This window comes from Pseudenemella bisphenolivorans (genome assembly GCF_051133435.1).
Taxonomy (GTDB): Bacteria; Actinomycetota; Actinomycetes; order Propionibacteriales; family Propionibacteriaceae; genus JAAYAO01.
Genome location: NZ_JBPGNY010000001.1, coordinates 503,291 through 525,744 on the forward strand (window position 1 = coordinate 503,291; position 22,454 = coordinate 525,744).

At 67.8% G+C, this 22,454-nt stretch carries 21 protein-coding genes; 10 read left to right on the plus strand and 11 right to left on the minus strand.

What is annotated here, in order from left to right; genetic code table 11:
- Positions 1-12: 12 nt before the first annotated feature.
- From ACR4XW_RS02410 to ACR4XW_RS02430, 5 genes are all read right to left on the minus strand, one after another.
- A complete protein-coding gene (locus tag ACR4XW_RS02410; protein WP_434758912.1) occupies positions 13-576 on the minus strand; it encodes a DUF4245 domain-containing protein in 564 nt (187 codons plus the stop codon).
- A 122-nt stretch (positions 577-698) separates the two neighbouring features.
- Positions 699-2,069, minus strand: coding sequence for an aldehyde dehydrogenase family protein (locus ACR4XW_RS02415; protein WP_434758913.1), 1,371 nt, complete (start codon positions 2,067-2,069; stop codon positions 699-701).
- Positions 2,066-2,980, minus strand: coding sequence for an SDR family oxidoreductase (locus ACR4XW_RS02420; protein ID WP_434758914.1), 915 nt, complete (start codon positions 2,978-2,980; stop codon positions 2,066-2,068). Before ACR4XW_RS02420 ends, ACR4XW_RS02415 begins: the two co-directional genes overlap by 4 nt.
- A 147-nt stretch (positions 2,981-3,127) precedes the next feature.
- Positions 3,128-4,429 (minus strand): RNA 5'-3' helicase PhoH2, encoded by a 1,302-nt coding sequence (gene phoH2, locus ACR4XW_RS02425; protein ID WP_434758915.1) that lies wholly within the window; start codon positions 4,427-4,429, stop codon positions 3,128-3,130.
- A gap of 278 nt (positions 4,430-4,707) precedes the next feature.
- A complete protein-coding gene (locus ACR4XW_RS02430; protein WP_434758916.1) occupies positions 4,708-5,517 on the minus strand; it encodes an isoprenyl transferase in 810 nt (269 codons plus the stop codon).
- 131 nt (positions 5,518-5,648) lie between these two features.
- Here ACR4XW_RS02430 and trhA point away from each other — a divergent pair, with 131 nt between their 5' ends.
- Positions 5,649-6,326: a PAQR family membrane homeostasis protein TrhA gene (gene trhA, locus ACR4XW_RS02435; RefSeq protein ID WP_434758917.1), complete on the plus strand. Its 678-nt coding sequence runs from the start codon at positions 5,649-5,651 to the stop codon at positions 6,324-6,326.
- Between the two features lie 22 nt (positions 6,327-6,348).
- Here the strand turns inward: trhA and ACR4XW_RS02440 are convergent, their stop codons facing one another.
- Positions 6,349-9,189 carry an FAD-binding and (Fe-S)-binding domain-containing protein gene (locus ACR4XW_RS02440; RefSeq protein ID WP_434758918.1) on the minus strand — a complete coding sequence of 947 codons (2,841 nt, stop codon included), beginning with the start codon at positions 9,187-9,189 and terminating at the stop codon, positions 6,349-6,351.
- Between the two features lie 71 nt (positions 9,190-9,260).
- Between ACR4XW_RS02440 and ACR4XW_RS02445 the strand changes: the two genes are divergently transcribed.
- From ACR4XW_RS02445 to ACR4XW_RS02470, 6 genes are all read left to right on the plus strand, one after another.
- Positions 9,261-10,643 (plus strand): magnesium chelatase ATPase subunit I, encoded by a 1,383-nt coding sequence (locus tag ACR4XW_RS02445; protein ID WP_434758919.1) that lies wholly within the window; start codon positions 9,261-9,263, stop codon positions 10,641-10,643.
- Positions 10,643-12,655 (plus strand): vWA domain-containing protein, encoded by a 2,013-nt coding sequence (locus ACR4XW_RS02450; protein WP_434758920.1) that lies wholly within the window; start codon positions 10,643-10,645, stop codon positions 12,653-12,655. The genes ACR4XW_RS02445 and ACR4XW_RS02450 overlap by 1 nt, the downstream gene beginning before the upstream one ends.
- Positions 12,656-12,665: 10 nt before the next feature.
- Complete coding sequence (locus tag ACR4XW_RS02455; protein WP_434758921.1) at positions 12,666-13,331, plus strand: FMN-binding negative transcriptional regulator; 666 nt, start codon at positions 12,666-12,668, stop codon at positions 13,329-13,331.
- 148 nt (positions 13,332-13,479) lie between these two features.
- Entirely contained in the window at positions 13,480-14,043 is a 564-nt protein-coding gene (gene ahpC, locus ACR4XW_RS02460) for an alkyl hydroperoxide reductase subunit C (RefSeq protein ID WP_434758922.1), read from the plus strand.
- 229 nt (positions 14,044-14,272) lie between these two features.
- Complete coding sequence (gene ahpF, locus ACR4XW_RS02465; protein WP_434758923.1) at positions 14,273-15,835, plus strand: alkyl hydroperoxide reductase subunit F; 1,563 nt, start codon at positions 14,273-14,275, stop codon at positions 15,833-15,835.
- A complete protein-coding gene (locus ACR4XW_RS02470; RefSeq protein WP_434758924.1) occupies positions 15,836-16,753 on the plus strand; it encodes a LysR substrate-binding domain-containing protein in 918 nt (305 codons plus the stop codon).
- On the opposite strand, the gene ACR4XW_RS02475 is transcribed toward ACR4XW_RS02470, so the two are convergent.
- On the minus strand, positions 16,738-17,010 hold the full coding sequence (locus ACR4XW_RS02475; protein WP_434758925.1) for a hypothetical protein: 273 nt from the start codon (positions 17,008-17,010) through the stop codon (positions 16,738-16,740). The two genes, ACR4XW_RS02470 and ACR4XW_RS02475, sit on opposite strands and share 16 nt — an antisense overlap.
- A gap of 28 nt (positions 17,011-17,038) precedes the next feature.
- Entirely contained in the window at positions 17,039-17,971 is a 933-nt protein-coding gene (mca, locus tag ACR4XW_RS02480; RefSeq protein ID WP_434758926.1) for a mycothiol conjugate amidase Mca, read from the minus strand.
- Between the two features lie 50 nt (positions 17,972-18,021).
- On the opposite strand from mca, the gene ACR4XW_RS02485 reads away from it, so the two are divergent.
- The gene (locus ACR4XW_RS02485; protein WP_434758927.1) at positions 18,022-18,429 is read left to right on the plus strand and encodes a DUF4307 domain-containing protein; all 408 of its coding nucleotides are present in this window, start codon (positions 18,022-18,024) and stop codon (positions 18,427-18,429) included.
- Between the two features lie 88 nt (positions 18,430-18,517).
- Here ACR4XW_RS02485 and greA read toward each other — a convergent pair whose 3' ends face one another.
- The 3 genes from greA to ACR4XW_RS02500 form a co-directional block, all read right to left on the minus strand.
- Positions 18,518-19,027, minus strand: a complete 510-nt coding sequence (greA, locus tag ACR4XW_RS02490; RefSeq protein WP_434758928.1) for a transcription elongation factor GreA — start codon at positions 19,025-19,027, stop codon at positions 18,518-18,520.
- A gap of 74 nt (positions 19,028-19,101) precedes the next feature.
- Entirely contained in the window at positions 19,102-19,494 is a 393-nt protein-coding gene (locus tag ACR4XW_RS02495) for a DUF2089 domain-containing protein (RefSeq protein ID WP_434758929.1), read from the minus strand.
- Positions 19,487-20,392, minus strand: coding sequence for a hypothetical protein (locus ACR4XW_RS02500; RefSeq protein WP_434758930.1), 906 nt, complete (start codon positions 20,390-20,392; stop codon positions 19,487-19,489). Before ACR4XW_RS02500 ends, ACR4XW_RS02495 begins: the two co-directional genes overlap by 8 nt.
- A 136-nt stretch (positions 20,393-20,528) precedes the next feature.
- Here ACR4XW_RS02500 and ACR4XW_RS02505 point away from each other — a divergent pair, with 136 nt between their 5' ends.
- The gene (locus ACR4XW_RS02505; protein ID WP_434758931.1) at positions 20,529-21,770 is read left to right on the plus strand and encodes an MFS transporter; all 1,242 of its coding nucleotides are present in this window, start codon (positions 20,529-20,531) and stop codon (positions 21,768-21,770) included.
- Positions 21,751-22,428: a uracil-DNA glycosylase gene (locus ACR4XW_RS02510; protein WP_434758932.1), complete on the plus strand. Its 678-nt coding sequence runs from the start codon at positions 21,751-21,753 to the stop codon at positions 22,426-22,428. Before ACR4XW_RS02505 ends, ACR4XW_RS02510 begins: the two co-directional genes overlap by 20 nt.
- The last annotated feature ends 26 nt before the right edge of the window (positions 22,429-22,454 follow it).

The window sequence follows — 22,454 nt, forward strand, 5'->3', positions numbered from 1 at the left end:
GGATCGGGCGGGTCAGTCCCCGGTGGTGAGGGTGCTGACGAACGCGGCCAGTTGCTCATAGCCGGTGTCTCCGACCACCACGGTGATCACCTCACCGTCCTGCCACACCAGCGCCCGGGTGCGGTCGTCGGGTGACACCCGTTGCTCCCAGGTGCGCCCGCCGATCTGCTGTTCACCATCGCGAACCCCCTCGCGGGTGAGTTTCTGCATCGTCGGCAGGGCGGGGGCGTCGGTTTGGTGCAGTGCGATGTAGGTGCGGCCCGGGTCCAGGAAGGCCAACATCCAATGGTTGCCGCCGACATCGTCGGGAATGCTCTCCGCACTGGTGGTCCAGCGGGCGTGCCGGGCCATCCACTGGCCGGGGCCCTCCGGGATCCCGACCGGTGCCAGCACTTGGTACGGGGCCGCTTCCCGGGCCTGGGCCAGTATCGGCTGCCAGTCCACCGGGTTGATGTTCTCGTCGTCCTCGGGAACCACGGTGATCAGCGCGAGCAAACCCAGCACCGGCAACACCAACAGCGCCATCGAACGAATCATGTCGCCGAGGGTCTCTCGTCCGCGGGGTCTGTTGGCCATGGGGGCCATCCTCACACATTCCGCCAACCGGACGTGCGGCGTCCGACAGCCCGGAATGGGCCCACGAAAAGACTCGGGTGGTCGACCTCGCCAACCGGTCACCCGAGTCTTTTCGTGTTGCTTCAGCCTCCGCGACGCACGTCGATGACCCGCCACTGGCTGAAGTCGTCGATGCCGGCGGTGCCACCCTCACGTCCGAAGCCCGACTGCTTGACCCCACCGAAGGGCAGATCGACCTCGAGGGAGTTGTGCTGGTTCACCCACACGGTGCCGGCCTCGATCCGGTGCGCGATCTCGGTGGCCCGCTCCTCACTGCCCCAGACCGAGGCACCGAGGCCGTACTCCTGGCTGTTCACCACCTCGACCACCCGGTCGACATCGGTGTAGCCGACCACCGGAAAGACGGTGCCGAACTGTTCCTGCGAGACCAGGTCGAAGGAATCGTCGACGCCGGTGACCAGGGTCGGTTCCAGGAAGTGGCCCGGCAGGTCGGTGCCGCGTCCGCCACCGGCCACGACCGTGGCGCCGCGGCTGACCGCGTCGTCGAGGAGTTGCTTGTTGATGTCGAGCTGCGCCTTGTTGTGCAGCGGCCCGACCTTGACCCCCGGTTGCGAGCCGTCGCCTACGGTCAACTGGCTCATGGCCTTGGCGAAGTGCTCGTTGAACTCGACCACCTTGTCGGCCGGCACGTAGGCGCGCTTGGGGGCGATGCACATCTGGCCGGCGTTGTAGAAGGCGCTGTGCGCCAGGGCCGAGGCGGTGTAGACCAGATCGGCATCGTCCAGCACGATCGCCGGGTCGTTACCGCCCAACTCCAGGGTCACCGGGGTGAGGGTTTCGGCGGCCTGCTGCATGATCACCCGACCGACCTTGGTCGAGCCGGTGAACGACACCTTGCGCACCTCGCGGTGGTCGATCAGAGCCTTGCCGACCTCCGGGCCGCCCTGCACGATGCCGACCACTCCCGGTGGCAGCACCTCGTTCAGCACGTCGATGACCTTCTGCATGCTCAGCGCGACGCTCTCGGCGGGCTTCATCACCACGGTGTTGCCGGCGGCCAGGGCCGAGGCCACCTTGGCCGCGGCCAAGAAGGCCGGGAAGTTCCACGGCACGATCGCGGCGACCACACCGTAGGGGTAGCGCTCGACGGTGATCGTCCGGCCGGCGTGGTCGGGTGCCTCGGCGGTGGACTCGAACTCGACCCGGGCGGCATGGGCGAAGGCGTAGGAGGCGACCCAGATCTCCCAGCCGGCGTCCTCAACGGTTTTGCCGACCTCGGCCGACAGCACCTTCGCGATCTCCTTCTGCCGCTGCATCAGTTTCACCGAGCAGGCCCCGAGCAGGCCCTGACGGCGACGTTGGCTGGTGTTGCGCCACTGTTTGCCCGCCTCGGCGGCTTCGCGCACCACTCGGTCGACGTCCTCGGGGCTGCTCACGGGGGTGCGGCCGACCTCTTCCAGGGTGGCCGGGTTGATCGAAATCAGCTCGCTCATGCCTGCACTCCCGCTTCAGTCTGCGCCGCTTCCACGCCATCGGTGTTCCCGGGCCCCCGGGCTTCCTTCTCGGCCTTCAGGGCGGCCAATTCCTCGCCCATCGCGGTCGTGGCGGCCATCATGTCGGCCATCGCCGGGGCGACATAGGTGTGGTAGACGAAGGGGCTGAACCCGCCGTCGATCGGCAGGTCGATGCCGTTGACCCAGGACGCGGCCGGTGAGGTGAGGAAGTACATGCCCTCGGCGATCTCGGCCGGCTTGGCGTGTCGGCCGGCCCAGCGGCTGGCTCCGTCGATCATCTCCGCGCCCATCGCCTCGCGGAAGCTCGGCAGCAGCGGGGTGTCCACCGTGCCCGGGGAGACGGTGTTGGCGCGCACCCCGAGGGCCTTGGCGGCGATGGTGAAGTTACCGGTCCACACGATCACCGCCTCCTTGCTCAGCCCGTAGGCGGCCGAGTCGATGCCGTCGCGCTCGCCGTAGATGGCCAGTGCTTGGTCCCAGTCCTCCACGGCCAGGGCCTTCTGGTGCAGGTCGAAGTTCATCGACCACATGAACCCGGCCTGGGAGGCGGTGGTGACCACCGCGGCGTCCTTGGTGAACTGCGGCAACAGCAATTCGGTGAGGTCGCGCGGAGCCAGCGTGTTGATCGACAACACCGTGCGCCACGGCATCGTGCCCGCGACGCCGGCGTTGTTGACCAGGACGTCGACGTCCTCGGTGATCTGCTCGGCAACGGCTTCCACCCCGGCCCGGGAGGACAGGTCACCGATCACCCAGCGGCTGACCGCAGGATCGTTCGACTCGACACGGTCGACACCGATGATGGTGATGTCCGGCTCCTCGGCGAAGCGACGGACGGCGGCGGCACCGATGCCCGAAGCGCATCCGGTGATGACGACGGTTCTTGACATAAGGGGGCTCCTCGAGCGGTAAACAGCGTGTGCTGTGGATCACACTATGGCCCCAACTGTCGAATGAACCCTACTCGTTGGTTACCCCCGGTCCCGCTCAGTGGACACGGTGTCACCGAACCATCGGGCCCCGCGCTATTCCACGCCTCAGTAGGTGCCCTCCTCGAGCATTTCGGTGACCAGGGCGGCAATCGGGGAACGCTCCGAACGGGTCAGCGTGACGTGGGCGAACAGCGGGTGACCCTTGAGCCGTTCCACCACCGAGACCACCCCGTCGTGGCGTCCAACCCGCAGGTTGTCGCGCTGGGCGACGTCGTGGGTGAGCACCACCCGTGAGTTCTGGCCCAACCGGCTGAGCACGGTCAGCAGCACATTGCGTTCCAGGGACTGCGCCTCGTCGACGATCACGAAGGCGTCGTGCAGCGACCGACCGCGAATGTGGGTCAGCGGCAGCACCTCGAGCATCCCGCGGGCCAACACCTCGTCGATCACATGCTTATTGGTCACCGCACCCAGGGTGTCGAACACCGCTTGGGCCCAGGGCGCCATCTTCTCGTCCTCACCACCGGGCAGGTACCCGAGACCCTGACCACCCACGGCATAGAGGGGACGGAAGACCACGACCTTCTGGTGCAACTGCCGCTCCAGCACCGCGTCCAACCCGGCACACAGCGCCAGGGCCGATTTACCGGTGCCGGCCCGGCCGCCCAGCGACACGATGCCGACCGACTGGTCGGTGAGCAGGTCCAGGGCTACCTTCTGCTCGGCGCTGCGGCCGTGGATCCCGAAGACGTCCTGTTCGTGGCGGATCAACCGCACCTGCTTGTTCGGTGTCACCCGACCCAGCGCGGAACTGCCACCGCCGAGCAGCACCACCCCGGTGTGACAGGGCAGGTCGCGGGCCTCGTCGACATCGATCTCGTGCTGCTCGTAGAGCTGACCGATCTGGTCGGCACTCACCTCGAGCTCGGTCATCCCGGTCCAGCCGCTGTCGGAGGTCAACTCGTGGCGGTACTCGTCGGCCTGCAGGCCCACCGAGGACGCCTTGACCCGCATCGGCAGATCCTTCGACACCAGCACCACATCGTGGCCCTCGGCCCGATAGTTCAGTGCCACCGCGAGGATGCGCGAGTCGTTGTCGCCGAGCCGGAAACCGGCCGGCAACACCTCGGGGTTGGAGTGGTTCAACTCCACCCGCAGGGTGCCGCCACCCTCGTTGACCGGCACCGGCCCGTCCAAGCGGCCGTATCTGACCCGGAGGTCGTCGAGATGGCGCAGCGCGGTTCGGGCGAAATATCCCAATTCGGGGTGATGACGTTTGCCTTCGAGTTCGGTGATCACCACGACCGGCACGATCACATCGTGCTCGTCGAAGCGCCGCAGCGCGTGGGGATCACTGAGCAGAACTGAGGTGTCGAGGACGTAGGTCCGACGAACACTATCGGGCACGGCTTGTCCTTCTCGATGAAGACCGTGCGGCACCTTCGCCCGGCCTCCACCTGTTTTCAGGTGATCGGCCAGGGTTGGCGGCCCGGTGCAGGCCCGCGGGTCCGGCTCAGGTGAGCTGGGCGACGCATCGTTGTGCCTCCTGGTCGGACAGCTTCCCCTCTGTCCGTGTGACCAACGTAGCCCGGCGCGGTCATTTGGCGACGCGACTCGGCCGGTGTCACCCAGGATTCACCTTCTGTTCGACAACCCGGCGGTTCGACAACCCGGCGGTTCGCGCCTCAGCGTCCGTAGCGGCGTTCGCGCTGCTCGTAGGCGCGCAGGGCGCGAATGAAATCGACCTTGCGGAAGTCCGGCCACAGCGCCTCACAGAAGTAGAACTCCGAGTGCGCCGACTGCCACATCAAGAACCCCGACAGGCGTTGCTCCCCCGAGGTGCGGATGATCAGGTCGGGGTCGGGCTGGCCGCGGGTGTAGAGGTGTTCGCCGATCTCGTCGATCTCCAGGCTCGCGGCGACATCGGCCAGGGTCTCACCGCGCTCGGCCTTCTCGGCGAGCATTTCGCGCACCGCATCGCGCAGTTCGTGTCGTCCGCCGTAGGCGACCGCGACGTTGACGTGCATCCCGTCGACCTCGGCGGTGCGGTCATCCGCCGCACGCAGGGTCGCGGCCACCTCGTCGGGCAGTAGATCGAGGTCACCGACCGGCTGCACCCGCCAACGTCCGGTCGCGGCCAGATCGGTGACCATGGTGGCGATCACGTCCAGCAGCGGCATCAGTTCGGCGTCGGCACTGCGCGACAGGTTGTCGGTGGACAACACCCACAAGGTGACGAAGGGCACCCCGGCCTCGTCGGCCCAATCGACGAATTGCTTCAGCTTGTCCGCGCCGGCCCGGTACCCCACCACCAACGGTTCCCCGGGCGCATTGGCCCGGGCCCAGCGCCGGTTGCCGTCGGCCAGCACCGCGATGTGTTGCGGTAGCCGGTCGCGGTCGAGTTCTGCGAGCAGACGGTGCTCGTAGGTGGCATAGAGGAGCCCGGACGGATGGAGGCGATCCAGCCATTCACGGAACTTCTCTGCTCGTTTCATGCGGCTAAGCGTACGGACATCGCGTACGTCACACTCCACGACCTCCCTTTGGGCTTGCGCGGACGACCGCGAGGCGTAGCATTACCTTCGGTTGCGTAACCTACGTTTCCGTAACTTACCCCAGGAGCGAGATGCCCGACCTGCTGGACACCCTGCTGCCCGACCAGGCCGCAGCCGCGGTCAAACCGAAGCTGCGCGGCTGGCTGCACGCCGGCTGGACCCCGCTGGCGATCGTCGCCGGCATCGTGTTGATCTTCGTGGCCGACACCCGCGCCGGGGTGCTCGGGTCGGTGGTCTTCCTGGCCGCTTCCCTGTTGCTGTTCGGCACCTCGGCGATCTATCACCGGGGCACCTGGTCACCGACGGCGATGGCCGTCCTGCGCCGGATGGACCACGCCAACATCTTCGTGTTCATCGCAGCCACCTACACTCCTTTGGCCCTGACCCTGCTGGACGGCACCTCCCGGGTCGTGCTGTTGTCGGTGGTGTGGGGTGCCGCTCTGCTGGGCCTGTTCTTCCGGATCTTCTGGCTGTCGGCCCCGCGCTGGCTGTACGTGGTGCTCTACATCACGATGGGCTGGGTCGCGGTGTTCTGGCTACCGACCTTCTGGAACTCCGGCGGCGTGGCGGTGGTGGTGCTGCTGATCGTCGGCGGACTGTTCTACACCCTCGGGGCGGTGGTCTACGGACGCAAACGTCCCGACCCCGCACCGGCCTGGTTCGGCTATCACGAGATCTTCCACGCCGGCACCATCATCGCCTTCTGCTGCCACTGGACGAGCATTCTGCTGGCGGTCACCAGCGGCTGAGCCCCACCGGGCCCCGGACGATTCACTCCTTGGGCAACCGCTCGGCGAGCACCTCGGCCAGGTGCACCCCGTCGCGTTCGGCCAGGTCGGCCAACTGGGTGCGGCAGGAGAAGCCGTCGGCGACCACCACCGCATCGGCACCGGCCTTGCGCACCGCGGGCAACAGTTGCTGTTCGGCCACCGCCACCGAGATGTCGTAGTGGCCCTGTTCCATGCCGAAGTTGCCGGCCAACCCACAGCAACCACCGAGGCGTTGCACCTCGGCCCCCGCCTTGCTCATCAGCGCCATGTCGGTGCTGTACCCCATCACCGCGTGGTGGTGGCAGTGCGGTTGGGTGACCACCTCGACCCCACTCAGGTCGGGGCTGCGCCAGTCGTCGTCGGCGATCAACAACTCGGCCAGGGTGCGGGTCGCGGCCGCCACCCGGCGGGCCTGGTCGGTGTCGAGCAGTTCGACCGCATCGTGGCGCAGTGCAGCGGTGCAGGACGGCTCCAGCCCCACGATCGGCACCCCACGGACGGCGAACTCGTCCAGCGCCTCGACGGTGCGCGACATCAACCGTTTGGCACCGTCCACCTGGCCGGTGGAGATCCAGGTCAACCCACAGCATTCCTGGCGTTCGGTCAGCACCGGGGCGTAGCCGGCCGCCCGCAGCACCTCGACCGCGGCCCGGGCCACGTGCGGGGTGAAGGCGTTGGCGAAGGTGTCGACGAACAACACCACCGGCTTGCCCTCCCCCAGCGGGGCGTGCGACTTCCACCAGGAGCGGAAGGTGCGGTTGGCGAAGGTCGGGATCTTGCGCCGCGGGTCAACCCCGGCCAGCCGCAGGAACAGCGAACTGATCACCGGCAGCTTCAGCACCGCATTGGCCAGCCACGGCACCTTGGAAGCCAACTTCGCCCACCTCGGCAGCCAGCCCAGCGAATAGTGCGCGATCGGACGCAGCTTGCCCCGGTAGGCCTGATGCAGGGCCTCGGACTTGTAGGTGGCCATGTCGATGCCGGTCGGGCAATCGGAGGCGCAACCCTTGCACGACAGGCACAGGTCGAGCACCTCGAGCACCTCGGCGGCACCGAAGGAATCGATCAGCCCTCCGTTGCTGACCTCCTGCAGGATCCGGGCCCGACCCCGGGTGGAGTCCTTCTCCTCCCTGGTGGCCTGGTACGAGGGGCACATCACGGTGGTGCTGGTCGCGTCGGCGCGGCATTTGCCCACCCCGGTGCAGCGGTGCAGCGCCTGGGCCAGGTCGCCGCCGTCGCGGGTGTACTTGAACCCCAGTTCGCCGGCGAAGTAGCGACTGTCAGCGACCCGCAGGTCGACATCGGTGGGGGCCGGGTCGACCAGAACGCCCGGGTTCAGCAGGTTGTCGGGGTCGAAGGCCCGCTTGATGCCACCGAACAGTGCCAGCGCTTCCGGTGAGTACATCTTCGGCAGCAACTCGCTGCGCGCCCGTCCGTCGCCGTGTTCACCCGACATCGATCCGCCGTAGCCGGCCACCAGGTCGGCGGCCGCCAGCATGAACTCCCGGTACCGGCCCCGTCCGCCGGGACGTTCCAGGTCGAAGTCGAGGCGGATGTGCAGACACCCGTCGCCGAAATGGCCGTAGGGCAGGCCGGTGAGATTGTGCTCGGCGAGCAGGGCGTCGAAGTCGCGCAGATAGTTGCCGAGTTGTTCCGGCGGTACCGCGGCGTCCTCCCAACCGGCGTGGGCGGGCAGGTCGCGGGGGCTGCGTCCCGACAGCCCGGCCCCGTCCTGGCGGATCTTCCACAGCGCGGAGGCCTCGGCCGGGTCGGTGACGATCCGGGACGTCGGCGGGGCGATCTCGGCGACGACCCGTTCGGCCTCGGCCAGGGCCTGCTGATGGGTTTCGCCGGGGATTTCGACGAACAGCCACGCGTCCCCTGCGGGCAGTTCGGGTACCGAGTGCGCACCGCGGCGCTCGATCATCACATTGATGATGCGTCGGTCGATGCCCTCGGCCGCGGTGGCCCCGAGCGGTTTGAGCAGGTGCGCCACGTCGCCCGCGGCGGCGATGTTGTCGAAACCGAGAACCGCGAGCACGGTCTGCGGCGGATCACCGATCAACCGGACGGTGGCGGAGGTGACGATGCCCAGGGTGCCTTCCGAACCGACCAGCATCCGGGCCAGGTCGAAGCCGTTCTCCGGAGCCAGGTGCTCCAGGGCGTAGCCGGAGACCTGCCGGGTGAAGCGCCCGAACTCGGTGCGCACGGTGGCGAGGTTGGCCCCGATCAGGTCGCGCACCGCGGTGACCTCGGCGTCGGCCCCGGTGACGGTGGCGGTGCGCCCGTCCACCCCACTGGTGGCCGTCAGCCAGTGCCCGGTGCCGGTGAGCACCTCCAGGCCGACGATGTTGTCGCTGGTGCGGCCGAAGGCCAGGGCCCGGTTGCCGCAGGCGTTGTTGCCGATCATGCCGCCGATCGTGCAGCGGCTGAGGCTGGACGGGTCGGGCCCGAACCGCAGGCCGTGCGGGGCGGCGGCCTTCATCAACGCGGCCTGCACCACCCCGGGCTGCACCACTGCGGTACGGGCCGCCGGGTCGACGCGATCGATGCCGTTCATGTGCCGGGAGAAATCGAGCACCACCCCGGGGCCGACCGAGTTGCCCGCACAGGAGGTACCCGCCCCGCGGGCGGTGATCGGCACCCCGAGATCACGGCAGGTCGCCAGCGTGGCGGCCACCTCCGAGGCGTCATGGGGCATCACCACCACCTGCGGCACCACCCGGTACAACGAGGCATCGGTGGAGTACAGGGCCCGGGTCATCGTGTCGGCGCGAACGTCCTCGATCCCGGCCTTGGTCAGGGCCGCCGACAGGTCACGATGATCAGACACAGCAGACATGGACGTATCGTCCCACGAACCAGCGGCACAATCGGTGGGCGGATCACCCTTCGGTGGGTAGCCTGGAAAAGGTGACAGCACCTCAGATCCGCACCGTGGGCGAACTCCGGGCATCGGGGCACACCGCCAAGCACCTGCGTCAGGAGATTCGCGACAATCTGCTGGCTGCCCTGGCCGCCGGCACCGATCCCTGGCCGGGGCTGCACGGATTGGGCGAGACCGTGATCCCCCAGCTCGAACGCGCCCTGTTGGCCGGCCACGACGTGGTGCTGCTGGGCGAGCGCGGTCAGGGCAAGACACGCCTCCTGCGCAGTCTCGTCGGATTGCTCGACGAATGGTCACCGGTGATCGACGGCAGCGAACTGGGCGAACACCCCTACGAGCCGATCAGCCACGAGTCCAAGCGCCGGGCGAGCGAACTGGGCGACGACCTTCCGGTGCGCTGGCGGCACCGCGATGAACGCTATGCCGAGAAACTCGCCACCCCCGACACCTCGGTGGCCGACCTGATCGGTGACGTCGATCCGATGCGGGTGGCCGAGGGCCGCCGACTGGGCGACCCGGAAACGATTCACTTCGGGCTGATCCCGCGCAGCCACCGCGGCATCGTGGCGATCAACGAGTTGCCCGACCTGGCCGAACGCATCCAGGTGGCGATGTTGAACGTGATGGAGGAACGCGACATCCAGATCCGAGGGTATGTGCTGCGACTACCGCTGGACGTGCTGGTGGTCGCCTCGGCCAACCCGGAGGACTACACCAACCGCGGCCGGATCATCACCCCGCTGAAGGACCGGTTCGGCGCCGAGATCCGCACCCACTACCCGCTCGACCTGATCGACGAGATGGCGGTGATCCGCCAGGAGGCCGATCTGGTCGCCGAGGTACCCGAATACCTGCTGGAGATCCTGGCCCGGTTCACCCGGGGCCTGCGTGCCTCGACCGCGGTCGATCAGCGCTCCGGGGTCTCGGCACGGTTCTCCATCGCCGGGGCCGAAACCGTCGCCGCCTCGGCCCTGCACCGGGCCACCAGCCAGGGTGAGGACGAGGCCGTGGCCCGGGTTGTGGATCTGGCCACCGCGGTGGACGTGCTCGGCGGCAAGGTGGAGTTCGAGTCCGGGGAAGAGGGCCGCGAACGCGAGATCCTCGATCACTTGCTGCGGGTGGCCACCGCCGAGACGGTGCGCGAACATCTGGCCGGGGTCGATTTCGGGGCTCTGGTCGAGGCGGTCGAGGACGGGGCCCTGATCACCACCGGTGAGCGGGTGTCGAGTTCGGAGTTCTTGGCCGAACTGCCCACTGCGGCCGCGGAGGTCTATGACGAGGTGGCCGAACGGCTGGGTGCCGAGACCGATGGGCAACGGGCGGCCGCCTGCGAGTTCGCCCTCGAAGGCCTCTATCTGGCCCGCCGGATTTCGAAGGACTCGGCCGGAGCAACGACGGTGTACGGCTGATGTACCCCCGTCGACGTCCCAGCCAGTACGGCCGTTATCACGACGGCCCGGACCCCTTGGCGCCCCCGGTCGATCTGCAGGAGGCGTTGTCACAGATCGGTGAGGACGTGATGGCCGGGTACTCCCCCGAGCGGGCGATGCAGGAATTCCTGCGCCGTGGGGGCGGCGACCAGCAGGGCCTGGACGACCTGGCGCGCCGGGTGCAGCAGCGCCGCGCCGATCTGCTGCGGCGGCACAATCTGGACGGCACTCTGAACCAGGTCAAGGAACTGCTCGATCAAGCGGTGCTGGCCGAACGCAAACAACTCGCCCGCGATCTGGACGACGACGCCCGCTTCGCCGAGATGCGGATCGCGGAGTTGCCCAACTCCCCGGCCGCGGCCGTCACCGAACTGTCGAATTACGACTGGCGCTCGCCGGAGGCCCGGGAGAAGTACGAACAGATCACCGACCTGCTCGGCCGGGAGTTTCTCGATCAGCATTTCCAAGGCATGAAGCAGGCCCTGGAGAATGCCACCGACGAAGACCGGGCCGAGGTGCAGCAGATGCTGCGCGACCTCAACGAGCTGCTGGACAAGCACCGTCGGGGTGCGGACACCGATCAGGATTTCGACGATTTCATGGCCGAACACGGCCATCACTTCCCGGAGAATCCGCAGGACATCGACGAGCTGATCGACACCCTGGCGAAGCGCTCGGCCGCGGCCCAGCGGATGCTGAACTCGATGTCACCCGAACAGCGCGCCGAGTTGATGGAGTTGGCCCAGCAGGCCTTCGGCTCACCGGAGCTGATGGAGGAACTCGGCCGGCTCGGCGAGAACCTCCAGGCGATGCGTCCCGGTGAGGATTGGAGCGGCTCGCAGCGCTTCTCCGGCGAGGAGGGACTGGGGCTGGGCGACGGCACCGGTGCGTTGCAGGACCTGGCCGATCTGGATGAACTGGCCGAGCAACTCTCCCAGTCCTACCCGGGCGCCCGGCTCGACGACATCGATCTCGACGCCCTGCGACGCCAGTTCGGCGAAGAGGGCACGGTGGCGGCCCGAACCCTGCAGGAGTTGGACAAGGCGCTGCGCGATTCGGGTTACCTCAACCGGGCCTCCGACGGCCAACTCAAGCTCACCCCGCAGGCCATGCGCCGGTTGGGCAAACAACTACTCAAGGACGCCGCCGAGCGACTGTCGGCCCGCCAGGGCCAACGCGACACCCGACTGGCCGGTGCCGCCGGGGAACAGACCGGGGCGAGCCGGGAATGGGAGTTCGGCGACACCGAACCGTGGGATGTCACCGACACCATCACCAGCGCGGTGCACCGCACCGTCGCCGAGGGTGGCGACCCCACCGACCTGCGGATCGACGTCCGCGACATCCGGGTGCACGAGACCGAGGCCCGCACCCGTTCGGCGGTCGCCCTGCTGGTGGACACCTCCTTCTCGATGGTGATGGACGGACGGTGGGTGCCGATGAAACGCACCGCCCTGGCGCTGCATTCGCTGATCAACACCCGGTTCCGTGGTGATCAACTCGAGCTGATCACCTTCGGCCGACACGCCCGCGACACCTCCATCGAGGAACTCACCGCCCTCGAACCCTGGTTCGACAAGGGCACCAACCTGCACCACGGGCTGCTGCTGGCGAACCGGTTCTTCCGCCGCCACCCCGGCGAGCAGCCGGTGTTGCTGATCGTGACCGACGGTGAGCCGACCTCACACCTGCTGCCCGACGGTGAGGTGCTGTTCAGCTATCCGCCGCACCCGGTGACCATCTCGGTGACCGTGGCCGAGTTGGAGGCCGCCGGCCGGCTCGGTGCGAAGGTGACCTTCTTCCGGCTCGGCACCGACCCGGGCCTGGCCCGGTTCACCGAGCAGATGGCCAAACGGGTGGACGGGGTGGTGGTCAACCCCGAGGCCGATGATCTGGGCGCGGCGGTGGTCGGGTCCTACCTGGGCTCGCGCGACGGTGGCCGGGCGGAGTCGATGTACGGCTGGGGAGATCGCGGCTGGTGGGTCGACTAGCCTGATCCGGGTGTGGATCCCGGAGCGTTTCGAGGCCGACCCCGATTGGGTCGACGAGGTATTGGAGTTCGTCGGCCTGGCCGTCCTGGTGACGCCGACCGCCGCTGGGCTGGAAATCACCCACCTGCCGTGGACCTATCACCCGACGGTGGGCAGCCACGGTGCGCTGTACTCGCACCTGGCCAAACTCAATCCGCACTGGCGGGCCGAGCCCACCGGTGACTCGGTGGTGATCGTCACCGGCGTGGATGCCTACATCTCACCCCGGTGGCTGCCCAGCACCGCAACCAATCCGCGACAGGTTCCGACCTGGGATTACGAGGCGATCCATCTGCACGGCGAACTGATCGTCCATCACGAACCGGAGTGGATCCGCGCCCAGGTCGATGAGCTCAGCCGCACCTTCGAGGCCTCGATGCCCGACCCCTGGACGCCGGCGGACGCCCCCGCGCACTACATCGAGGGTATGGCCCGGGCGATCGTCGGTTTGGAACTGAGGATCGGCCGGATCGAGGCGAAGCAGAAGCTCTCGCAGAACAAGTCGCCCGAGGACGTCGACGGGATCGTGGCCGCCCTGCAGGCGTACGGCGATCTGGATGCGGCCGGGGCGATCCGGCGGGCCAATGCCGGTAAACAGTGGCCTCCGCTGCGGGCGAGTGCTGCCCACGAGAACTGAGTCGACCCCGGTGAAGGGGTGGATCCGGTCAATGTCACGATAGAGTCACGCAATCGCTTACATCGATACAATCAATCGATTTTAGGTTTCACGATTCATGAAACTGATGTAAGCTGATGCTTGTCAGTCACCGACCGAAAGGGCATCCATGTCGCTCGTCAACACCAAGATTCTCCCCTTCACCACCACCGCCTTCCGTCAGGGCGAGTTCGTCGAGGTCTCCGACACCGACGTGCTGGGCAAGTGGGCAATCTTCTTCTTCTACCCGGCCGACTTCACCTTCGTCTGCCCCACCGAACTGGGTGACCTGGCCGACTACTACGAAGAGCTCCAGAAGATGGGCGTCGAGGTCTACTCCGTGTCCACCGACACCCACTTCGTGCACAAGGCCTGGCACGACGCCTCCGAGACCATCGGCAAGATCAACTACTACATGCTGGGTGACCCCTCGGGTGAGATCACCAACAACTTCCAGAACATGCGCGAGGGCGCCGGTCTGGCCGACCGGGGCACCTTCCTGGTCGACCCGGACGGCATCATCCAGTTCACCGAGACCACCGCTGAGGGCATCGGCCGTAACGCCGCCGAGCTGATGCGCAAGGTCCGCGCCGCCCAGTACGTGCGCAACAACCCGGGCGAGGTCTGCCCGGCCAAGTGGGAAGAGGAGAGCGAAACCCTGGCTCCCTCGATCGATCTCGTGGGCAAGATCTGATCATCCCGCACCGCGCGCCACGGGCGCGTCACTGAAGCAATACCCGTGCCGACGGCGGGTGACCGCAAGCCGGTCACCCGCCGTTGTCACACCACGACACAACCCACCCCCTTCGGTCCCCACCGGGCCCCTCCCCACGCCGGGTGGCCAACCCCACCGTCCAACCAAGCCGTCCACCGGCGGCTCGGCCGTTCACCGCGGCCACCTCTAGTTCGATCAGGAGAACGCTGTGCTCGACGCCAATCTCACCGCCCAACTCACCCAGTACCTGGAACGCATCACCGAGCCGATCGAGTTGCGCAGTTCGCTGGACGACCGTCCCAAGTCGGCCGAGATGGCCGAACTGCTGGACGAGATCGCCGCCTGCTCCGACCTGGTCAGCCACGTGCGCACCGACGACGACGAGCGCAAGCCGTCCTTCGCGATCGCCCGCCCCGGCAGCGATATCTCGGTGCGCTTCGCCGGCCTGCCGATGGGCCACGAGTTCACCTCCCTGGTACTGGCCCTGCTGCAGGTCGGCGGTGTGCCGGTCAAGGAGGACGAGGCGGTGCTGGAGGCGGTGAAGGACCTCGACGGTGAGTACGAGTTCGTCACCTACATGTCGCTCACCTGCCAGAACTGCCCCACCGTGGTGCAGGCCCTGAACGCGATGGCGGTGGTCAACCCGAAGATCAAGCACACCGCGGTGGAGGGCTCGCTGTTCCAGGACGAGGTCGAGGAACGCCGCATCCTGGCCGTGCCGACGGTCTTCCTCAACGGCGAAGAGTTCGGCGCCGGCCGGATGGACATCGCCGACTTCGTCGCCAAGCTCGACACCTCCGGTGGCGCCCGGATGGCCGAGAAGCTGAACGAGCGCGAGGCCTACGACGTGCTCGTGGTCGGCGGTGGCCCGGCCGGTGCCGCGGCCGCGATCTACGCCGCGCGCAAGGGCATCCGCACCGGCGTGGCCGCCGAACGCGTGGGTGGGCAGACCCTGGACACCATGTCGATCGAGAACTTCGTCTCGGTGCCCAAGACCGAGGGCCCGGCCTTCGCCGCCGCCCTGGAACAGCACATGAGCGACTACGACATCGACCTGATCAAGAACGTCCGCGCCGAGAAGCTCGAACCGGGTGACGGCGCCGAGGGGCTGCACACCGTGCACTTCGAGGGCGGCGGCCAACTGCGCGCCAAGACCGTGATCCTGGCCACCGGCGCCCGCTGGCGCACCCTGGGTGTGCCCGGCGAACAGGAGTACCGCAACAAGGGTGTCTCCTTCTGCCCGCACTGCGACGGCCCGCTGTTCAAGGGCAAGCCGATCGCGGTGGTCGGCGGTGGCAACTCCGGCATCGAGGCCGCGATCGACCTGGCCGGAGTGACCAGCCACGTCACCGTGGTGGAGTTCCTCGACGAGCTCAAGGCCGACGAGGTGCTGCTGCGCAAGCTGCACTCGCTGCCCAACACCGAGGTGATCACCGGCGCACGCACCACCGAGGTGCTCGGTGACGACTCCGAGATGACCGGCCTGAACTACGAGGACCGGGCCACCGGCGAATCGCGTCACCTCGACGTCAACGGCGTCTTCGTCCAGATCGGCCTGCTGCCCAACACCGAATGGCTGAAGGGCACCGTCGAACTGAGCGAGCGCGGTGAGATCGTGATCGACGACCGGGGCAACACCTCGGTGCCGGGTGTCTTCGCCGCCGGCGACTGCACCGTGGTGCCCTACAAGCAGATCCTGATCGCCGAGGGTGCCGGGGCCACCTCCGCCCTGTCCGCCTTCGACCACCTGATCCGGGTTCCGGTGGCCTGAGTGAACCTGCGCGACCTGGAATACCTCGTCGCTCTCGACGAGCATCGGCACTTCGGCCGGGCGGCAGCAGCCAGCTATGCCTCCCAGCCGACGTTGTCGACCCAGATCCGCAAGCTGGAGACCGAGTTGGGGGTGGACCTCATCGAACGGGGTTCCCGTCAGGTGTTGTTCACCCCCGTCGGCGACCTGGTCGTGGACAAGGCCAAGCAGATTCTGGCCGAAGTGGCCGAGATCCGCCGGATCGCCCGGTTCGCCTCCGAGCCCTATGCCGGGACGCTGCGTCTGGGCGCCTTCCCCACCCTGGCGCCCTACCTGCTGCCGCACATCACCCCGCAGTTGCACCGGGCCTTCCCGGAGCTGGAGATCCTGCTGGTGGAGGAGAAGACCGACACCCTGGTGTCACAGTTGCGCACCGGACGGCTCGACGCGGCCCTGATCGCCCTGCCGGTGAACGATGAGGCGCTGCACGCGGAGCCGTTGTTCCGGGAGAATTTCGTCTTGGCAACCCCGGCCGAGCACCCCTTGGCCGACTCACCGTCGGCCCTGTCCAGCACGAAGTTGGCCGCCGAAGACCTACTGCTGTTGACCGAGGGCCATTGCCTCCGCGATCAGGCCCTGGACGTCTGTGCCAACACCGGCGCGGTGGCCCGTCCCGACTTCCAGGCGACCAGCCTGGAAACGCTACGGCTGATGGTGGCCTCCGGGGTGGGCATCACCCTGTTGCCGGAACTGTCCGTCTCACCCCCGGTACCGCAGAACCCGTCGCTGTCACTGCGCAGGTTCGCCGAACCGGCACCATCGCGCGATATCGCGATGGTCTGGCGCAAGACCTCGGTGCAGGCCGAACTACTGCGGGAGGTTGCGGAGGTGTTCCGGGAAGCGGTGGACGATACCCCGCTGCTTCAACTGACGGGGTGATCGTTTCTGGACGCCGGCTCGTCCTCGGCGTCGTAATCGGGTGACTTGGCGCGCATCTCCTCGCCCCAGTTCTGCACACCCCTGTTGGCGCCCTGCACCTCGTCGGCGTAGGGAACGTCGATCCGGCGCATGTGGCGCACCATCGACCAGAGCAGCAGTGCCAGCACCACGCCCAGGCCGAGCACCAGCAACAACGCGCCCCAACCGGGACGAACCACGTCGGGGTCGATGTTCGGCGGAATCTCCAACAGGATCATGTGCTGCATGGTACCCGGAATCGGCCGTTCACAACTCGTCGTATCGCAACGGCTCGGCGATCCCGGCGAACAGGTCGTCCTCGGGAAGCTCGGTGGGCACCTGCGAGTCGACCAGTTCGTAGTCCTCGGTGGGCCACGCCGCGGCCTGTACCTCCAGGGGTACGGCGAACCAGAAGCCGTTCGGGTCGATCTGGGTGGCATGGGCCAGCAGCGCCCGGTCACGCACCTCGAACCAGTCCGAGCACGGCACCTTGGTGGTGACCCGGGCCTGATGGGCCTCGTCGCGTTCCCAGTCCTTCAGCCGGTCGGCGTAGACCGATTCCATGTCGCGCAGCCGCATCTCGGCGTCCAGGGCGGCGTAGCGGTCGTAGTGGAAGCTGAACTGGTAGTAGGTCTTCAGCACCTGCCAGGCCGGTCCGGCCTCGGGACGATGCGCCTCGTCGGCGGCCTGTTCGATGGCCAGCATCGAGATGGTGTGGGTCATGATGTGGTCGGGGTGCGGGTAGCCGCCGTTCTCGTCATAGGTCACCACCACGTGCGGACGGAACCGGCGGATCAACTCGACCAGCGGACGAGCCCCCTCCTCCGGGTCCAGCAGCGCGAAGCAACCCTCGGGCAGCGGCGGCAGCGGATCGCCCTCGGGCAGGCCGGAGTCGACGAAGCCCAGCCACACCTGTTCCACCCCGAGGATGTCGCGGGCGGCTTCCATTTCCCGTCGGCGCACCTCGGGCAGGTTGGTGATGATGTCGGGACGGTCCATCGCCGGGTTCAGGATCGAGCCCCGCTCCCCACCGGTGCAGGTCGCCACGACCACTTCGACGCCCTGTTCGCGATACATCGCCATCGTGGCCGCACCCTTGCTCGACTCGTCGTCGGGGTGGGCGTGCACGCACAGCAGGCGCAAGCGTTCACCGGCTGCGTCGACGCGCAGCGCGGCGGGTTCGTGGTCGTGGTTGGTCACCGGACTACCTTGCCACGTTCGTCGGTGTGCCACACATCTAGGATGAACAGGTGTCCTCCAGTTCCGTTGCCGACCGTTTGGCCCGCCGCTACCCACCCTCGCGAGTACCTCGATGGGCGGTGATCGTCGGCGTTCTGGTGCTGGCCGCGGTTTCGCTCACCTGGTTGGTGATCACTGCGGGCCGGCAGTCGCAGCCCCCCGTGTCGGCCCAGGTCACGACCTTCGACATCGTTTCCGACCGGGAGGCCAAGTACGAGTTGACGGTGCAACGCCCCGACCCGTCGGTGGAGGCGTCGTGCACCTTGATCGCCCAGGCCACCAACCACGAGCGGGTGGGCGAGATCCTGGATCTGCGCATTCCGCCGAGCGAACACGAGTTGGTGCGGGTGCGCGGCTCGATCGAAACCTTCCGGCGGGCCACCTCGGTGTCCTTGGAGGGTTGCACCCCGGTGGAGTGACCCGACCAAACGATCGAGCCGCACACCCGATGGTGTGCGGCTCGGCGCTGGCGGAAAACACTGCCGGCTCCCGGGCCGGCACTGCCGGTTACCCCTGGAAGGGTTCAACTTTGATGATCTTGACCTCGATGTCCTTGCCGGCCGGGGTCGGATAGGTGACGGTGTCCCCCTTCTTGCGTCCCATGATCGCGCTGCCCAGCGGGGATTGCGGGCTGTAGACCGAGATGTCCACGTCCTTGTCCAGCCCGATCATCTCGCGGGAGCCGAGCAGGAAGGTTTCGGTGTCGTCCTCATCGCCGTCGAAGGCGATGGTGACCTGGGATCCGGCCCCGACCTCGTCCGGGTCCTCGGGCAACTCGCCGACCTCGGCGCGCCGCACGATGTCCTCGAGCTGTCGGATCCGGGCCTCCTGCTGGCCCTGTTCCTCGCGGGCGGCGTGGTAGCCACCGTTCTCCTTCAGGTCGCCCTCCTCGCGGGCGGCGGCGATGCGGGCGGAAACCTCCGCGCGGCCTTCGTCCTTGAGGTGGTCGAGTTCGGCGACGAGCTTGTCGTACGCCTCCTGGGTGAGCCAAATAGTCTCGGTGATGTTTTCAGCCATTGGGAGAGTTTATCCGAACCCCGGTGGCGGTTCATCCGAGCTTCCCGCTTTCCGGATGCCCGCCACCGGGCGGCTCACCGGGCCTCGGCCAGCAGCCGCTGCGCTTCTGCGGGGCTCAGCACCCCGGCCGCGACATCGGCGAGCACCTTGTCCCGGTCGACCGGTGCCGGAGCCGGGGCTCCCTTTTCGAACCCCAGGTTGACCAGCAGGTTGGTGAACCTGGCCCGGGCGGTCGGGTAGGAGACCCCCAGGTGCTTCTCCACCTCGCGCAGGTTGCCGCGGGAGGTCAGGAACACTTTCAGCATCTGCAGGTCGGCATCATCGAGCGAGCAGAACGGACAGCTCGCGAACTCGCCGGCCAGTTCGGTGCCGCAGGAGGCACAGCCGAGCCGGGTCACCTCCAACTGGTCGGCGCAGACCGGACAATCGCTGGGAGCCCGATGGGGCGGACGGGGCCGATCACTCATCGTGCTCACCGTCCTCGGGTGTCGAGCCGACGCGAACCTTGGCCTGACCCATCACCACCCCGACGTCGAGGCGGGCCGAGCCGTTGCCCATCACCACCTCGTCGCCGGAACCGCTGTGCCCACCGGTCCACACCACTCGGCCCAGTTGGGCCTCGGCACGCACCGTGACATTGGAGTCGTCGTCCAGATGCACGTGCAGGGAACCGGATTCGGAGCGGATCCGGGAGCGTCCGGTGGTGATCTCACCCTTGATCGTGGCCTGGCCGGCCTGGATCAGCGCGTCGGAGATCTCTTTCACTCCTTCGATCCGGGCGCCGCCGGCGGTGACCCGAACCTTGCCCAGGTAGGGCACGTCCTCGGTCTGCAGGCGTCCGGCGGTGACCTCGACATCGACGACCACATTCGGGTTGACCCGAATGAACAGTTCCTTGCCCAGGCCGAGGTTGCGCAGATCGTCCAGGCTGCGCGGTGGACGCAGCAGGGTGAACCCGTCGATGGAGGCGCCGATCTCACCATCGCTGGAGATTTCCAGGGTCGATCCGTTGCGGCGCAGCACATGGGGTCCATCGGCGGCAGCGGTGGCAACGCCCCGCTCCCCGACGATGCGAACCCTCCGGCCCACGGCGTGCACGCTGACCCGTTCGACGCCCTTGGCCGATCCGGTGCGGCGTTGGCTGGGCGGCGGTTCGGGATCCTCGGGCGCTGCCGAGCCCGGCTCGAAGACCTCTTCGGCTCGTCCCGGGTGCTGGCGACGTTCGGCGGCCCAGTGCTCGGAGGTCGAGCCGTCGTCGGTCGGATCGTTCTTCAGCGCATCAATGCGCTGGGAGGCCTCGGCGGCATCGATGCGCCCCTCGGCCAGGTCTTGGAGAATCGCAGACAGATCAGGCTCTTCGCTCATGTTTCAAATATAAAGCCACATCTACCAGATTGGAAAGAGGTTCTTTCGTTTCTCGGGGAGTACTCGGGGTGAACCCCGTCCCACCGAATCGCGGGGCCGGCGGGTTGCTGCTGCGGCCGCGGCTAGAGTCGGGCGGGTGACTGCCTCATCGCCCGGGTGGTACGACCGCCTGCGCCGGGCGGTCGCCAAACGCACCGGCCTACCCCGCAATGTGATCGTGCTGGCGATCATCGCCTTCTTCGTGATGGTCGGCTTCGGTGTGGTGATTCCGGTGCTGCCGGTCTACGCCGGGTCGTTCGGGGTGGGCCAGTTCTGGGTCGGACTGGTGGTGTCGTCCTTCGCGATGTTGCGGCTGGCGACCAGCCCCTTCACCGGGCCGCTGATCTCGGCCCTGGGCGAACGCCTCACCCTCGGCATCGGCATGGTGATCGTGGCGGCCTCCTCGGTGGGCATGGGGCTGTCGACGAATTACTGGCAGTTGTTGCTGACCCGCGCCGGCGGCGGCATCGGCTCGGCCATGTTCACCGTGTCGGCGATGACCCTGTTGATCAACACGGTCGCGGCCGATCGGCGGGGTCGGGCCGTCGGCACCTACCAGAGTGGCTTCCTGCTCGGCGGCATGGCCGGCCCGGCCCTGGGTGGCCTGCTGGCCAAGATCAGCCTCACCGCACCGTTCTTCTTCTATGCCGTCACCCTGCTGGTGGCCGGTGCGGTCGGTCTGATCCTGCTGCGCCCGGTCACCCATCAGACCACCGGCTCGGGTTCGGAGGTGAAGCCCTTCGGTCAGGTGCTGCGCGACAAGCGCTATCAGGCCGCGCTGATGTCGAACTTCTCCAACGGCTGGACCTCGATGGGCGTGCGATCCTCGCTGACCCCGGTGCTGGTGGTCAGCGTGTTGCACCGCGACCCGGTGTGGACCGGGATCGCCCTGGCGGTCGCGGCCGTGGTGCAGACCCTGGCGCTGGGCCCGGCCGGCCGTTTCGTCGACCGGGCGGGTCGCCGCCCGGCGGCGATCATGGGCCCGGCACTGGCCATGGTGGCCATCATGGTGGTCGCGATCGCCCCCAATATCTGGGTGCTGATCCTGGCTCTGGCTGCCTACGGGGTGGCCGGATCGATGCTCGGCACCGCCCCGGCGGCCAGCGTCGGTGATGCCGCCGGTGGCCGCGGGGGCACCCCGGTGGCGGTGTTTTCGATGATGGGCGATGTCGGTCAGATCGTCGGACCGCTGGTGGCCGGCTGGCTGTGGGACACGACCAACCCGGTGGTCGCCTTCGGGGTGGGTGCCGCACTGTGGTTGATTACGGTGCTGATGGCCATTCGGATGCCCAACACCCGACCGGGATCGGAGGATTCCCATGCCGCAACCGCTCGCTGAGCTGATCGCCCCCGACTGGGCCGAGGCCCTGGAACCGGTGGCCGGCACGATCGCCGAGATGGGCGATTTCCTGCGCGCCGAGATCGCTGCGGGTCGCCAGTACCTACCGGCGGGGCCGAATGTGCTGCGCGCCTTCACCCGACCGCTGTCCGATGTCCGGGTGCTGCTGGTCGGCCAGGACCCCTACCCCACCCCTGGCCATGCGGTCGGCCTGAGCTTCTCGGTGGCCCGTGAGGTGCGCCCCTTGCCGGGCAGTCTGCGCAATATCTACCGCGAACTCGAGGCCGACCTGGGCATCACCCCGGCCGCACACGGCGACCTGACCGCCTGGTTCGAACAGGGAGTGCTGCTGTTGAACCGGTGCCTGACCGTGGAGCCCCGGCGCCCCGGAGCCCACCGCGGCAAGGGATGGGAGAAGGTCACCGACCGGGCCCTGGAAGTACTGCTGGCCCGCGGCGGGCCGCTGGTGGCGATCCTGTGGGGACGCGATGCCCAGCAACTGATCCCGGCCCTGGGGTCGATTCCGCATGTGGCCAGCGCCCACCCCTCACCGATGTCGGCCGACCGGGGCTTCTTCGGGTCCCGGCCCTTCAGCCGGGTCAACGAGCTGTTGAAACAACAGGGCGCCGAGCCCATCGACTGGGCCCTGCCGAGCTGAGCTGCTGCAAAGTGCCCGTTCGCGGG

Bases quoted from the DNA above. Each gene is read 5' to 3' on its own strand.
- trhA (WP_434758917.1), top strand. From the start codon at position 5,649: ATGCCCGACCTGCTGGACACCCTGCTGCCCGACCAGGCCGCAGCCGCG.
- ACR4XW_RS02495 (WP_434758929.1), bottom strand. From the start codon at position 19,494: ATGAGTGATCGGCCCCGTCCGCCCCATCGGGCTCCCAGCGATTGTCCG.
- ACR4XW_RS02500 (WP_434758930.1), bottom strand. From the start codon at position 20,392: ATGAGCGAAGAGCCTGATCTGTCTGCGATTCTCCAAGACCTGGCCGAG.
- ACR4XW_RS02450 (WP_434758920.1), top strand. From the start codon at position 10,643: ATGTACCCCCGTCGACGTCCCAGCCAGTACGGCCGTTATCACGACGGC.
- ACR4XW_RS02475 (WP_434758925.1), bottom strand. From the start codon at position 17,010: ATGATCCTGTTGGAGATTCCGCCGAACATCGACCCCGACGTGGTTCGT.
- greA (WP_434758928.1), bottom strand. From the start codon at position 19,027: ATGGCTGAAAACATCACCGAGACTATTTGGCTCACCCAGGAGGCGTAC.
- ACR4XW_RS02430 (WP_434758916.1), bottom strand. From the start codon at position 5,517: ATGAAACGAGCAGAGAAGTTCCGTGAATGGCTGGATCGCCTCCATCCG.
- ACR4XW_RS02440 (WP_434758918.1), bottom strand. From the start codon at position 9,189: ATGTCTGCTGTGTCTGATCATCGTGACCTGTCGGCGGCCCTGACCAAG.
- ACR4XW_RS02415 (WP_434758913.1), bottom strand. From the start codon at position 2,069: ATGAGCGAGCTGATTTCGATCAACCCGGCCACCCTGGAAGAGGTCGGC.
- ACR4XW_RS02410 (WP_434758912.1), bottom strand. From the start codon at position 576: ATGGCCAACAGACCCCGCGGACGAGAGACCCTCGGCGACATGATTCGT.
- ACR4XW_RS02510 (WP_434758932.1), top strand. From the start codon at position 21,751: ATGCCGCAACCGCTCGCTGAGCTGATCGCCCCCGACTGGGCCGAGGCC.
- ahpC (WP_434758922.1), top strand. From the start codon at position 13,480: ATGTCGCTCGTCAACACCAAGATTCTCCCCTTCACCACCACCGCCTTC.
- ACR4XW_RS02420 (WP_434758914.1), bottom strand. From the start codon at position 2,980: ATGTCAAGAACCGTCGTCATCACCGGATGCGCTTCGGGCATCGGTGCC.